This is a genomic window from Sphingobium sp. (assembly GCA_023266575.1).
Taxonomy (GTDB): Bacteria; Pseudomonadota; Alphaproteobacteria; order Sphingomonadales; family Sphingomonadaceae; genus Sphingobium.
On record JAHFPV010000002.1, the window covers coordinates 18,571 to 32,182 of the forward strand.

A 13,612-nucleotide genomic window follows, 5' to 3' on the forward strand; every position below is an offset into this window, starting at 1 on the left:
TGCGGCGCGAGCCCGACGCAGCGGTGATCGCGTGGATCGGGCAGCGACCGACGGAGGGCGCTTCACCACGACATTGACGCAGGCGGAAATCTTCTATGGCTTGGCGCTGCCGCCCGAAGACCGCCGTCGGGACGCGCCGATGGTGGCCGCGCTGCCGATGTTCGAGGTCGATCTGGCCGGGGGGCTATCGTTCGATAGCGGTGCCACCTTGGCCTATCCTGACATCGCGGCGCCAGCGCGGCGCACGGTTAGCGATTCGCAATGTCATCGACTTGACCGATTGCGGCATCGCGGTGGTAAACCCTTGGACAGAGACATGGACTGCGCCGCCGTCCGTTCTTATCTGCGCTGCCCGGCACTAGGCGAATCCGCCGAGACCGCCCCGTTCAATTTGGCCTATTGTGCCATTCGCCGTCCTACACGCCGCCGACGGCGGATGCGCTCATCCCCGTCGTCGGCGAGTATATCGACTTTCAGGCCATGCCTCCGGTTAAGCCAGTAGTTCAAGCTCTTCATCGCCTGGCCATTCTGGATCAAAGAATTTCTGGTCGTCTCCATGTTCGACGAAAATGCCGTTAAACCCGCTCGTTGCGGTGCGGAAACTGTCGCAGATGGCATCGGCGAGTCCGCGTCGATCCATGCCGAGCGTAACCGTGACGCTGTAGATGGCGGAGGCTTTGGAATCGCACCAGATTGTGGAGACACGTAGCCGCACGTCATCAGGCATTGCGTCCACGACGGCCTTCATCGTCTGCAATTCATGTGCGACCGAGTAGCGGCTCTGGAGGAGAACCCCTCGATGCTCCAGTTCATCGTAGGGGACCTTGGGGCCAGCATCGCGCCATTCGATCCCCTCTTGATGGGCGAGCGCGGCGGCCAGATCGTCGTCCATCTGCTCATAGTCGACCGGCGGTGTCTGCGGCGCTCCCCATTGCGACGCCCGGCGCAGAATCTCTGTGTGCAGTTCCGAGTCATCCGCGATCTGGACCGTCGTCATGTTCTTCTCGACCACCAAGATGCCGGCATCGACCAGCGAGTGCAGGGCGACATCGAAATTCGGATCGCGCGCGAGGTTGGGCAGTATCGATACAGGCGTTCCCTCGAAGGTCAGCCATAGCCGTTTGGGATCAAGCTTAGGCGTGAAGCCGGAACCGCCTTCGACATTCAGCAGCATTCCCGAGATGATCGCAAGGCGCAGACGCTGCCCCGGACCCGAACCAGGCCGCAGCAACGATGCGTTCGCCCGAAGGACGATCTCAAGACTGAGCGCATAGGGAAGGACATCGCGCACCCACAGGTCTGAGGGTGTCAGCGCTCCCTTACTCTTCTGATCGAGAGAAGCCGATACCGGACGATGGCAAGCCTGCGGCAGCGCCTTGATCAGATTCCCCCAATAATCATACGGACTGGCCGCGCCCTGCCGCTGACCGATCCGGGCGTTGAGATCGTGCCAACTGCGATAGCCACCCGCCACAGCGACGGCATTCTGGCATTCGGACAGCGGAAAAATCATCGCGCTGGCCTGGAGGAGGCGCTTGAGCTGCTTGGCGCACTTCTTGGCGCCATCGAGAGTGGAGTACATCGTCGCATCCTTCATTCCGGCCTTGAAGATGCGCTGCTCATCTCTCTAGCGGCCGAATAAAGTTGCGGTCACAACAGAGCAAAATTCGTTGGATCAACGATCCTTCGCCAAGGCAGCGGCCGCGCCGACGATAGCGGCGCACGCCAGAAACTACGCCGGTCCATTCAAATTGCAATACCGGACCCGCGACGATGAGCGCGGTGCGGGCTGAGGATCGTCGAATAGGACCAAGTTCGGCACGACCGGGCCATCCTCCATCGATCAGGGGGCTGCCGAGCGCGCGCCTACTTCAATCGCTTTGAGCTCACTTCGGGCCGCATCGACGAACGCGCATTTCGCCGCGAAGTGATCGCCGTCCTCCCCGCTGCTTTCTCTGCCGTTGGCTGAAAGCGCCAAATCGCAAACTCGCTTCGCGCACTGCTGCACGGCATCGGTGGAGAGAAGGGATATCTCCGCGTAGAGCGCAAGCAACGGCGTGACGTTGTCGATCGACTTCGAACCGGCCCCTGCGACGAGCAGCACATTGCGGTCCGCTTCCGCGATGAACTTCGCGTAGAGCCGTTGCCGTTCCAACAGGCGCTCGCGGACAAGCCCAAGCTTCCACTCATGCGAGCGCATCCCGCGCCCTGCGACATAGCTCGCGATACCGGCGATCAGGGCGGCGCCGAGCGACGCGATGATAGGGATAAGAAACTGTGCGGAAGACGCTGTCATAATGCGGCCCCCATCAGTCGCGAACCCCGGATTGTGGTAACGCCTTCTCTATGAGCTCAACCTTTGCGATCTTCTTCCGCGATCTAGCGGACCGCTGGCTGGAGACGGAATAGCCGAATTCCAGAAAGAAATGTGCGACCCTGATCGTCCCATGGATCGGTGCGAGATGCGCGTCCCGGTCATGTTCGGTGTCGAAATCAGCGGCGGGAAACATCGTCGAAGGGGCCTCAAAAGCGCCGCCCGTCGGTGACGGTCTCAGCCGAAGAGTTGTCGATCGGGCCGCGTTGGACAACTCTTCGCACAGCGGCGTCAGCACATCGTGCTTGGGATCGGTCAGCATAGCGACCATCGCGGCGACAGCTTCCCCGCGCGCGTAGATGCCGGTCACGAAGCGGCCCAGACCCTTGTCGCCAAGATAATGATCCCGGTCGGCCTTGAAGCGGCTCATCTTCTTGAACTCGAATACCAACGCAACGGATTGAGTGGTGGTGTTGAAGCTGTAGACGATATCAGTCCGTCGCTCCTCTTGAACCTCCGCCGTTTCGAGATCCATTTCCAGAATGACATTCTCGGCGGACCAGTGGCCGAGCAGACCACGGCGCCGGCCCGTCACCAACTCAGCATGGGTCTTCAGCGCCTTTGTGAGCACGGGTTCATGAAGTTTCGGATGGAAGCCTGGCTTTTGGTGAGCGGCAAGCGTGGACCAACTCTCCATTAGCGCGTCAACCGCCTCGGTCGCGCTTTGGAGAGGAAATGCCGTTAGCCAGTCGGATGTGCCAGTCACGCAGGCACTCGCTTCGATGGAGAAGGGTCGGCCGCCACGCGCTGCACTGTGCGGACCATCTGCTCGGCGTCGCGTAGCGCATGGCGAACGGTCCAACTTCGGCGGGCGAGCGGGCGTACGAGATAGAGATCGCCGCCGTTCCATATCTGCGTGTCAGGAACTAGTTGCATAGCATCGCCCGACGGGATGACCGTCAGCCCAGCCTCACGAAGCTGCGCAACGGTGGCAAGCACCAGCGCGTCATCTATCTGGCTGCGGTCCAGAACAGGTTTATCAGTCACGTCCGGGCGATACCGCACGCGCACGATGCCGAGCGGTCCCGCCCGGCTTGGTTCGCTCGCCATCACGCCGACCTCGAACTGCCCCTGACCCCCCATCCGTTCTCGCCACTCGGTCAATGCGCGACCGAGCGTGCGGGCGTAGGCATCGAGGTCGCCATGAGCGAGCCGAAGTTGCGCCAGCTCGCGCATCCGCTTGAAGCCGCGCGGACGGATCGCCGGCATCAGCTTGTCGACCGTCTCGCGCACCAATTCCTTCTCGGTCGCGCCGAGATCGAAGAAATTGAAGACATGCTCGTCGAGCGTCGCCTGGTCGGCTTCGTAGCGTGCCGCTTGCTGCAATTCGGGTACGCTCTCCAGCGCGATCAACCAGTCGCTGATGGCCTGCATCGCGACGAGCGCCTTGGAGGGATCAGGAGCCATCTCGGGGCGGAAGAAGGGGAAGGTCTCGACATCCTTGAGATGGACGCCGTTCCGTTCCGCGAGCATCTTCCATGCGCGCATCATCAGGAAATAGCGGGCGAGGCTTGAGCGCAGATAGATGGTTGCAAAGCGGAGCAAGGGGGCATCGACAGACGCCCCGGAGATCACGCCGACGCTGTGGGTGAAGCTCGCAGGTTTATCGAAGAAAACGGCGCGAATCGATAACTCCGCGCGCGAGAAGCCGTCCGGGAACAGCACACGGGGCCCGTCGAACACCGACATCAGGCTGTCGTTCAGCCCGACGACGGTCGTGCGCGAAGGGGGCCAGGCACTAAGGCGATCGGGATGGAGCACTGGTGCGCCGGTGCGCAGCGCCTCAATCGGAACATGCTTCATGTTCTTGAGCCGGTCAGCGCTTTCCGGTGTGCGGCTCTTGTCTTCGAGATGCACGCCTTTCCGGTTGACCCATTGCCGGAATTCCTGCGGGCCTTTCCAGAGGTCGCCAAACGAGCCAAGCGCACTGAGCCGCGACCAAAGAGACAGATCGTTTGCGTCGCCCCACATATAGGTGATGAGACGTTGAGGGTCCTGCGCGATCGACCTCGTATCGAGGAAATGGCGATCAGCGGTCTGCATGGTGAGACGACCGAACGCCAGGCTGAGATCGGCTTTGGGCACGCAATAGTCGAAGCTTTCGCCGTGCGGGATGCGTGTTGCCCGGATTCGTTCTACGCCGTCGTCGCGGGATTCGGCTGCGGGCCGCGCTGTCCCGACAAACAAATGGCATGTGTTCGCCGCGGTCGGGAACAGGAGCTGCTGAAGATCGCCGAAATTGATCAACCGGAGCGGCTTAACACGTTCGAGAAATTCGCTGACAAAGACCGCGCTGGACGCGCCGAGGAATTGCCCGATCGGGAGGATGAGGCAGATCTTGCCGCCGCCCTCGACGAAGTCGAGCGCACGCATGGCGAACGCCCCGGCGATCTGCCGTCGCACGAAGGGAATATCGGTCGATTCGGCCCAGACGTCCGCACTGGTCTTCACATCGCCGGGGGGCTCAGTCCAAGGCGGGTTCGACAGGATCAGCGTGAAGCGCTTCCCCGTGAAACCGTGCTTCGGACTGAACAGGTCGCCAGTTGCGCCATAGAAGAGATTGGTCTGCTTGAGCGACGGAAGCTTGACCTGCTCGCGCTCCTGGGCGGTGAGGATGTCCGCGGGATCGAGACCTTCAAGCACCGAGAGATAGAGGCTGAACGCCGTCACTCGGCATGCCATCTCGTTGATGTCGGCACCGAAGATCTGGCGCTGCAGCAGTTCGCCGCGTTCCTTGAAACCGAGCTGGCGGCCGGAAATCGCCTCCGCATGGGCGAGCAGCCGGCGAAAAGCGGTGGTGAGCAGAATACCCGACCCGCACGCGCCATCGAAAATCCGTTCTGCCAGCGGGTTGTCCGAAAGCGCCAGGACCTGTTCGACCGCCAGCATCGCAAGGTGCCGGGGCGTATAATATGCGCCGTCACGCTCCTGCTGCTCGTCGGAGAGCAACTCCTCGTAGAGGCCCGACAGCAACTCGACCGGAATGTAGCTAAAGTCGTAATTCCAGAATGATCCCTGGCCGGTGCGCATGTTGGTGCGTCGCAGGAACGAATCGAGCGTTAGGAAACCTTTGCTGTCGAGTTCCGACCAGGGATCGTGGCGATCGTCCCCCAGGAAGTCGCCGTTGAAGTCCTGTCGCAGGCAATCGATCAGCTTGATGATGCCGTCCCGGTCGCTGGCCGTGACAAGTTCATGGAGGGAGGTCACGCCGCGCCGCTTCCGATAGTGTGCGCCGACGATCTGACGATGTTCGAGATAGGAGATGAAAAGTATTTGCCCCATCAGCAGTTCGGCGAGACGGCGCCAGAGCCGCTCGCGTTGTTCGGGGTCTAGATCGTCCCGCTGCTTGAAGCCTTCTTCCGCCAGGATTTCCACGGCAGCCGAGAGATTTTCCAAGAGTTTGCGATCGACGCGGGCGCGCAACTCGAACCATTTGGGTAGGCGCTCAGAGAGATTCGCCGATGCGACCTCCAGTGCCGAAAAGGGGCCATCGGGGGCCGCCTCGGCGAGCGTCAGACGCTCCTGTGCATTCTTGAGGCGCCGGACCGGTAAGGCGACGGCGGTGTCGCCGCGCACATCGATCACGACGGTGGCGAGGTTCTGGTTCCAGATGCGCTGGCGGATAGTGTCGAGCTGGTCGCGCGACAGCGGCTGATCCTCGCGGGAGACGAACACGACCGCAGGCACGCCTTCGACATCGAAGACTGCGCGCGCGCCGATCGCCCCGTCGTCGCTCAGCATCGCGCGTAGTTCGAGCGCGTAAGGGTGCGTGTCCGGGACGTCGTCGGTCCGCAGATGCAGTTGCGCCGGCTCGGCCGAATAGCCGAGGCGGTCGAGCCAACCCTGCAGCATCTCGCTCATCGCCCGGCTGCCTTAGCTCTTGCAGGCATGGCCGGCGAAGCGGCCGTGTCACGCACCGCGCGGACCGGAAACAATTCAAGCTGGCCTTCGCGGCGCACAGGTGATGGCAGGGCAAAGCCCTCGCGGAGGATATCGAGATGTTGATCGAGACCGAGGATGAGGGCGTCTTCGCCAGACGCCGGGGTATCGCCGGCGCCCAGCAACTCCCAACGATCATTGCCATAAAAGGCGATACGTCGCCCCCACAGCGCAATGAACGAAGTGCCCTTCAGTGTCTGGCGCAGGCTGTCGAACAGGTCCTTGTGCCCCTGCAGCTCAATGCGGAACTGGCGATGCAGCGTCGTTGCCAAGCGGAGGACAAGGATCGTCTGCCAGCTATATTGCGCCGGCGCACCCTTGCGACCAGGCCGTTCGTCTGCCGGAATGAGCGCGCGCCGAACCGTCCATTCCCGTAGCAGGTCAATGGAAAGGCCGGTCAGGCGGCTGGCAACTGGCGTAGCGACATAATTCATCAAACGGCCTAAATCGGGTATCGTGCCCGATCTCCCCCGAGAACGGGTACTCTACCCGATGTCCCGGGTAAAGCGGCTTCGTGCGGCCTCGGCCGATGAACCTCTCCGAACGCCGCCAATTTGAGGACATACTCGGCCATTCTCGCAAGCCGACACGGGTTGATCCATACGGTGTTCCGCTCCATTGACGAAGCGGTGCTTGGCTCGGCGACTGCCTAGCGGAGCTACCTTCGATGGGGCTTTTGTGAAGCGTCTCCGGCAACGCTAGGATGAAGGGCTGCCTAGGGCCCGCTACCACGCAGTTGCGATGGAAATGGTGATTACCGGGTGATTGCAACGATGAAAATCCCCACGGGATTCTCCGGAAATTCCGTTTTGATATCAATGCAATGTTACGATTTTGTCTCTGAGGTCTGGTACTTCCGCTACCGGCGTAAATGAATCCTCCCCTGCAAGGGGAGGTGGCAGGGCAAAGCCCTGACGGAGGGGTGTCACCCTCTCGTTCAGGCAACAGCCAACACGCTAACTTTACCCTGATCCGTTCGTTTCGAGCGAAGTCGAGAAACGTTGCGCACAGGTTTCTCGACCTTGGCCTGTCCTGAGCGCCTGCCTTGGCAGGCAGTCGAAGGGCTCGAAACGAACGGAGGTTGGTGCTTCAGCCCCCCCTAAAAATCCTCCGCCGCCAGCGCCATGATCGCCCCCTCACCCGCCGCGATACTCGCCGCCAGCCCCCCGGCCTGCGGCAACACCCGCCGCGCATAATAGTCCGCCACCGCCAGCTTGCCCTGATGCAGCGTCGTCTCGCCAGACCCGGCCGCCATCGCCATCCGCGTCCACATCCATCCCATCGCCACCAGAGCGAACAGCCGCAGATAGTCGACCGCCGCCGCCCCGGTCGCGTCCACGTCCGCCCCGCGCAGCGCCACCGTCGCCTCGCGCAGCAACGCCAGCGCCTCGCCGGTCCGCACCGCAATCACCCGGTCGCCCGCCGCCGCGACATCGACCGCGATGCCATCGAAGAAGCCCTCGACCACCGCGCCGCCCGCCATCGGCAGCTTGCGCCCGACCAGATCCATCGCCTGCACCCCGTTGGTGCCTTCGTAAATCTGCGCGATCCGCGCATCGCGGACATATTGCTCCATCCCCCATTCGCGAATGTAGCCATGGCCGCCAAAGACCTGCTGCGCCTGCACCGCGCTCTCGAAACCAAAATCGGTAAAAGCCGCCTTGATCACCGGCGTCAGCAGCGCCACCAGCGCATCGGCTTGTCCCCGCTCGCCCGCATCCTCATGCCCCTTCGCCCGGTCGAGTTGCAGCGCGGTCCACCCCGCCAGCGCCCGCCCGGCCTCCACGAAGGCGCGGACATTCAGCAGCATCCGCCGCACATCGGCATGGTCGATGATCGCCACCGGCCCGCGCGTCCCGTCCGCGCTACGCCCCTGCACCCGGTCGCGCGCATAGGCCGCCGCCTGCTGATAGGCGCCACCCGCAATGCCCAGCCCTTGTATGCCCACCATCAACCGCTCGGCATTCATCATCGTGAACATCGCCGCCAGCCCGCGATGCGCCTCCCCCACCAGCCAGCCGGTCGCGTCATCATAATGCATCACGCAGGTCGGCTGGGCGTGGATGCCCATCTTCTTTTCCAGCGACCCCACCGACATGGCGTTGCGCACGGTAAAGCCGCCATCGGCATCGGGCAGATACTTTGGCACCAGGAACAGGCTGATCCCCTTCACGCCGGGCGGCGCATCGGGCAGCCGCGCCAGCACCAGATGGACGATATTGCCGCCAAAATCATGGTCGCCCGACGAAATGAAAATCTTGGTCCCCGCCACCGCATAGCTGCCATCGCCGTTCGGCGTCGCCCGCGTCTTGAGCAGCGCCAGATCGGTCCCCGCCCCGCTCTCGGTCAGCGCCATCGCCCCGGTCCATGTCCCGCTCACCAGTGGCCCCAGATAGCTGGCTTTCAATTCGTCGCTGGCATGGGCCGCAATCGCCTCGCACGCCCCGCGCGACAGGCCGGGGAACAGGCCGAAGGACAGGTTGGTCGCCGATATCATCTCGTCGAACCAGAGTTGCAGGACAAAGGGCAGCCCCTGCCCGCCATGCGCCGGGTCCGCCGACAGCGACGTCCAGCCCGCCTCGGCAAAATCGCGATAGGCCTGCGCGAACCCGTCAGGCGTCTGCACCGCGCCATCGACCAGACGGCTGCCCTGCTCGTCACCCTCGCGGTTCAACGGATGCAACCGCTCGGCACACACCTTCCCCGCCTCCTCCAGCACCGCCACCGCCAGATCAGCGTCGACCTCCTTGCCCAACTCCGCCATCGCCCGGTCGAAACCCAGCACCTCGGTCAGCAAAAAACGATAATCGTCGATCGGCGGGACATAGCTCTGCATGACGGTTCCTCTTCTGTCGCGGCAATACTACACCAAACATATGTTACAGTCAATTTGGTGCGCGCGGGGAGCGCAACCTTCTCCCTTGGGGGGAGAAGGATACGAAGCCTTGACGACGCAGTCGTCTAGGCAAAGTTGGATGAGGGGGATCGACGCTGGTGGCGCGCGCCGCACCTTCTTCACCCCAGATCCTTCGACAGGCTCAGGACAGGCTTGATCCGGGGTCCCGCTTCTTCTCTTACGCACGCGAAGAAAAGCGGGATGCCGGGTCAAGCCCGGCATGACGAAAAGGGGAAATCGTGATGGACGACCAAAAGCGACCAGTTGCGGCCATAGCCACAGAAGAGCATTTGTCCTGCAAGCAGACGAACGAGATGTGAGGCAGTCATGCCAATTGAGATGTTAAGTTCAGAAGATGCGTTAGAGCGCATCAAAGCCAGCACACAAAGCGGGGGGCAGGTGCTTGGCGTGGACGGTTTTAAAATCGTGCCTGAGGGCTATATTGGATTGCTCGACCTAATTCTCGACTTGTCCGTGCATCCTATCTCGCCTCACGCTGCCGAAAGCGCCGCTTTGCAATTCGTTGAGGCCCATGCACGGGAGGGCATCATGTGGGAAATTGTTATCGGGCTGACGACCATCGGCTAACGACCAAGAGCCGACCTTGTCCCCCCTCCCGCAAGCGGGAGGGGGTTAGGGGGTGGGCCTGCGCAAGGTTGCATTTGCCCACCCCGCTGCGACTAAGGCGCTTCGCGCCTAAGTCTCGCTACCCCTCCCGCCTGCGGGAGGGGTGTGGGAAAGCCCCCCTACTCCGCCGTCCACCCGCCATCGACGACCAGACTCGTCCCCGTCATCAGCGCGCTGGCATCCGACGCCAGGAACACCACCGCGCCCATCAGATCCTCGACCGTCCCCAGCCGCCCCAGCTTGATCTTCTCCAGCACGCTCGCCAGAAACGCCTTGTCCTCGAAAAAGGGCTTGGTCATCGGCGTTTCGATGAAGGTGGGCGCAATCGTGTTGGATCGGATGCCATGGCCCGCCAGGTCCAGCGCCATCGCCTTGCTCAGCCCCTCCAGCCCCCATTTGGACGCGCAATAGAGCGAGCGGCGCGGCCCGCCGACATGGCCCATTTGCGATCCCATATGGATGATCGACCCGCGCAGCCCCGCGCCGATCATGCCGCGCGCCACCGCCTGGCCCATAAAAAAGGCCGCGCGCAGGTTCAGCCCCAGCACCGCGTCATAGTCCTCTTCGGACACATCGGTGAACGGCTTGGGCCGGTTGGTCCCGGCATTGTTGAGCAATATGTCGAACGCCGCGACGCCATCCAGCGCTTGCCCCACGCCCGCCACGTCATTGACGTCGATCTGAAGCGTATCGGCCTGTCCCCCCGCCGCGCGGATCGCCTGCGCGCCCGCCTCAATCTCCGCCCCGCTGCGCGCCGCCAGCGTGACATGCGCGCCTGCCTGCGCCAGTGCCGCCGCGCAGGCCAGGCCAATGCCCCGCCCCGCGCCCGTCACCAGCGCCCGCCTGCCATCCAGCCGGAAGCTTGGGGTTGTCGGCAGCGCGTCCATCACGCCGCCGTCGTCGCCGTGGGCGTCGCCGTCCCTGCATAGGGAACATCGCGCCCGCCATAGCGCCGCACACGGATATTGGCCTGCTCGCCATGCCCGGCAAAGCCCTCCAGCGCGCACAACCGGCTGCAATATTCGCCGACCAGCGCCGACGCCTCATCGGTCAGTATCTTCTGATAGGTGCAGGTCTTGATGAACTTGCCGACCCACAGCCCGCCGGTAAAGCGCGCCGATTTCTTCGTGGGCAAAGTATGGTTGGTGCCGATCACCTTGTCGCCATAGCTCACATTGGTCCGCGCGCCCAGAAACAGCGCACCATAATTGGTCATATGCGTCAGGAAATAATCGGGGTCTGCGGTCATCACCTGGACATGCTCGGACGCCAGATCATCGGCAATCCGCACCATCTCGGCCTCATCTTCCGCCACGATCACCTCGCCATAGCTTTCCCACGCCCGCCGCGCATAGTCGGCGGTCGGCAGGATGGTCAGCAAGCGCTCGACCTCCTTCATCGTCTCGCGCGCCAGTCTCTCGGACGTGGTCAGCAATATGGCGGGGCTGTCCGGCCCATGTTCCGCCTGTCCCAGCAGGTCGGTCGCCGCCAGCTCCGCGTCGCATCCGATCTCGTCGGCAATCACCAGCGTCTCGGTCGGCCCCGCAAACAGGTCGATCCCCACCCGCCCGAACAGCTGCCGCTTGGCCTCCGCGACAAAGGCATTGCCCGGCCCGACGAGTATGTCGATCGGGTCGATGCTCTGCGTGCCGATCGCCATCGCGCCGACCGCCTGAATGCCGCCCAGCGCATAGATGGCGTCCGCCCCCGCCATCGCCTGCGCCGCCACGATCGCGCGGGCGGGCTGGCCCTGGAATGGCGGCGCGCAGGTGATGACGCGCGGCACGCCCGCCACCTTGGCGGTGATGACCGACATATGCGCGGACGCCAGCAGCGGATATTTGCCCCCCGGCACATAGCAGCCCGCCGAATTGAGCGGAATATTGCGATGGCCCAGAATGACCCCCGGCAGCGTCTCGACCTCCACATCCTTCATGCTATCGCGCTGGATCTGCGCGAAATTGCGGACCTGCGTCTGCGCAAATTCTATGTCCTTGCGCTCCTGTGGGGTCAGGCTGTCGACGCACGCATCAATCTCCGCCTGGCTCAGGCGATAATCGTCCCGGTCCCAGCCGTCGAACTTGATCGACAGGTCGCGCACCGCGGCATCGCCCCGCGCCTCGATATCGGCCAGCGTCGCCTCGACAATATCGCGAACCTTGCGATCGGCATCGGCCTTCGCCTGCGCGGTCGCGCCCCGCTTCAGATAGTGCGCCATCCTGTCATCCTCCCGGCATTGAACATTCGACGAATAGGCTTGCACGGCGCACCATCGCCGTCAGCCAAGCCCGGTGCGGTTGGTCCGCCACACCGAATCGTCATCTTGTTGCATACATATGCAATACCAGGCCATTCAGGCAACCCCGAACCAGCAACCCCTCGCAATTGCCGCAGCAAAGCCGTTGCAAACCTATGCAACATATCCCATGCATTGGCCCATGAACGACCGCATCTTCGTCACCGCCCATGATGTCGCCCGCGCCGCCGGTGTCTCACAATCGGCGGTCTCCCGCGCCTTTACCCCCGGCGCCAGCATCTCGCCCGACACCCGCGCCCGCATCCTGACCGCCGCAGATCAGCTGGGCTACCGCCCCAATCTCCTCGCCCGCTCGCTCATCAATGGCCGCTCGAACATTGTCGGGGTCGGTGTCGGCAATCTCGCCAACCCCTTCTTCGTCGAAACCATGCAATTGCTCTCCCGCGCCCTCGACGACGCCGGACTAAGGCTGCTGCTTTTCCCGGCGGACAGCGGCGCAACCGCCGAACCCTCGATCCACGAAATCCTGCACTACCGGCTCGACGCCCTCGTCCTGCTCTCGGTCGGCCTGTCCTCGACGCTCGCCGAAGAATGTCGCCGCGCCCAGGTGCCGGTCGTCCTCTACAACCGCACCACGCTGGACGATGCGACCTCCAGCGTCATTGGCGATAATCAGATCGGCGCGCGCACCATCGCCGCCCATCTGCTCGCCGGCCGCCATCAGCGGATCGCCTATATCGCCGGCACCGCCGGATCATCGACCAACGCCCAGCGTGAAGCCGCCTTCTTCGCCTATCTCGCGCAGCAGGGCGCACCCGCCCCGTTGCGCGAGGATGGCCATTACGACATCGCCGCCGCCACCGCCGCGACCCGCCGCCTGCTCACCCGCCCGGATCGGCCCGACGCGATCTTCTGCGCCAACGACCTGATGGCCATCGCCGCGATCAATGTCGCCCGCCACGAATATGGGCTGGATGTGGGGCGGGAAATTTCGATCGTGGGCTATGACGATGTCCCCATGGCCGCCTGGCCCGCATTCTCGCTGACCAGCTACTCGCAACCCGCCGAGCAGATGGTCGCCCAGACCGTCCGCCTCATCCGCATCCTGCGCGATGATCCGGATGCGCATCAGGACGTCATAGTCGATGGCACGCTGATGCTGCGCGGCAGCAGCCGATCGGTGGCTAATCCCTCGGCTTATGCGACGACAACAAATATCGCCACACCCCGACCAGATTGATCCCCAGCATGGCAACATTCTGCCAGCCAATCCCCTCGCTGTCCTGCGCCAGAAATCCCCAGGCGATCAGCGCGATCGAACTGGTGACGAACAGCACGAACGCCCATCCCGTCACCCGCCGCCCGATATTGAGCGACACCAGCAGCGCCGCCAGCACCGCCACCCCCGCGCCATAATATTGCAGCCCTGTCAGCAGCGTGTCGCTCATACAACCCAAACGCAACGGCAGTACCCAGGTTGCAATCATTCCTGTAAAATGCTGTTCCCCGGCGAAGGCCG

11 protein-coding genes are annotated in these 13,612 nt (G+C 63.2%); 2 read left to right on the top strand and 9 right to left on the bottom strand.

Annotated features, from left to right (window positions below; all coding sequences use genetic code 11):
- Positions 1-490 precede the first annotated feature (490 nt).
- From Q0D44_RS02525 to Q0D44_RS02550, 6 genes are all read right to left on the bottom strand, one after another.
- On the bottom strand, positions 491-1,597 hold the full coding sequence (locus Q0D44_RS02525; protein WP_294131864.1) for a hypothetical protein: 1,107 nt from the start codon (positions 1,595-1,597) through the stop codon (positions 491-493).
- A 246-nt stretch (positions 1,598-1,843) separates the two neighbouring features.
- Positions 1,844-2,296: a hypothetical protein gene (locus tag Q0D44_RS02530; protein WP_230188816.1), complete on the bottom strand. Its 453-nt coding sequence runs from the start codon at positions 2,294-2,296 to the stop codon at positions 1,844-1,846.
- A 13-nt stretch (positions 2,297-2,309) separates the two neighbouring features.
- Positions 2,310-3,080: a hypothetical protein gene (locus Q0D44_RS02535; RefSeq protein WP_230188815.1), complete on the bottom strand. Its 771-nt coding sequence runs from the start codon at positions 3,078-3,080 to the stop codon at positions 2,310-2,312.
- Positions 3,077-6,235, bottom strand: a complete 3,159-nt coding sequence (locus Q0D44_RS02540) for an N-6 DNA methylase (protein ID WP_230188814.1) — start codon at positions 6,233-6,235, stop codon at positions 3,077-3,079. Before Q0D44_RS02540 ends, Q0D44_RS02535 begins: the two co-directional genes overlap by 4 nt.
- Positions 6,232-6,747, bottom strand: coding sequence for a hypothetical protein (locus Q0D44_RS02545; RefSeq protein WP_230188813.1), 516 nt, complete (start codon positions 6,745-6,747; stop codon positions 6,232-6,234). Before Q0D44_RS02545 ends, Q0D44_RS02540 begins: the two co-directional genes overlap by 4 nt.
- Before the next feature lie 665 nt (positions 6,748-7,412).
- Complete coding sequence (locus tag Q0D44_RS02550) at positions 7,413-9,149, bottom strand: acyl-CoA dehydrogenase family protein (protein ID WP_294131871.1); 1,737 nt, start codon at positions 9,147-9,149, stop codon at positions 7,413-7,415.
- 387 nt (positions 9,150-9,536) lie between these two features.
- Here Q0D44_RS02550 and Q0D44_RS02555 point away from each other — a divergent pair, with 387 nt between their 5' ends.
- Entirely contained in the window at positions 9,537-9,797 is a 261-nt protein-coding gene (locus tag Q0D44_RS02555; RefSeq protein WP_294131874.1) for a hypothetical protein, read from the top strand.
- A 158-nt stretch (positions 9,798-9,955) separates the two neighbouring features.
- Here the strand turns inward: Q0D44_RS02555 and Q0D44_RS02560 are convergent, their stop codons facing one another.
- Positions 9,956-10,723, bottom strand: coding sequence for an SDR family oxidoreductase (locus tag Q0D44_RS02560; RefSeq protein WP_294133152.1), 768 nt, complete (start codon positions 10,721-10,723; stop codon positions 9,956-9,958).
- Positions 10,723-12,054, bottom strand: coding sequence for a histidinol dehydrogenase (hisD, locus tag Q0D44_RS02565; RefSeq protein ID WP_294131878.1), 1,332 nt, complete (start codon positions 12,052-12,054; stop codon positions 10,723-10,725). Before hisD ends, Q0D44_RS02560 begins: the two co-directional genes overlap by 1 nt.
- A 220-nt stretch (positions 12,055-12,274) precedes the next feature.
- Between hisD and Q0D44_RS02570 the strand changes: the two genes are divergently transcribed.
- A complete protein-coding gene (locus Q0D44_RS02570; protein WP_294131880.1) occupies positions 12,275-13,333 on the top strand; it encodes a substrate-binding domain-containing protein in 1,059 nt (352 codons plus the stop codon).
- Here the strand turns inward: Q0D44_RS02570 and Q0D44_RS02575 are convergent.
- On the bottom strand, positions 13,278-13,541 hold the full coding sequence (locus tag Q0D44_RS02575; protein WP_294131882.1) for a hypothetical protein: 264 nt from the start codon (positions 13,539-13,541) through the stop codon (positions 13,278-13,280). The two genes, Q0D44_RS02570 and Q0D44_RS02575, sit on opposite strands and share 56 nt — an antisense overlap.
- Positions 13,542-13,612 lie beyond the last annotated feature (71 nt).

Coding starts and splice junctions, on each gene's coding strand:
- Q0D44_RS02525 (WP_294131864.1), bottom strand. CDS start 1,597: ATGAAGGATGCGACGATGTACTCCACTCTCGATGGCGCCAAGAAGTGC.
- Q0D44_RS02530 (WP_230188816.1), bottom strand. CDS start 2,296: ATGACAGCGTCTTCCGCACAGTTTCTTATCCCTATCATCGCGTCGCTC.
- Q0D44_RS02540 (WP_230188814.1), bottom strand. CDS start 6,235: ATGAGCGAGATGCTGCAGGGTTGGCTCGACCGCCTCGGCTATTCGGCC.
- Q0D44_RS02545 (WP_230188813.1), bottom strand. CDS start 6,747: ATGAATTATGTCGCTACGCCAGTTGCCAGCCGCCTGACCGGCCTTTCC.
- Q0D44_RS02550 (WP_294131871.1), bottom strand. CDS start 9,149: ATGCAGAGCTATGTCCCGCCGATCGACGATTATCGTTTTTTGCTGACC.
- Q0D44_RS02555 (WP_294131874.1), top strand. CDS start 9,537: ATGCCAATTGAGATGTTAAGTTCAGAAGATGCGTTAGAGCGCATCAAA.
- Q0D44_RS02560 (WP_294133152.1), bottom strand. CDS start 10,723: ATGGACGCGCTGCCGACAACCCCAAGCTTCCGGCTGGATGGCAGGCGG.
- hisD (WP_294131878.1), bottom strand. CDS start 12,054: ATGGCGCACTATCTGAAGCGGGGCGCGACCGCGCAGGCGAAGGCCGAT.
- Q0D44_RS02570 (WP_294131880.1), top strand. CDS start 12,275: ATGAACGACCGCATCTTCGTCACCGCCCATGATGTCGCCCGCGCCGCC.
- Q0D44_RS02575 (WP_294131882.1), bottom strand. CDS start 13,541: ATGAGCGACACGCTGCTGACAGGGCTGCAATATTATGGCGCGGGGGTG.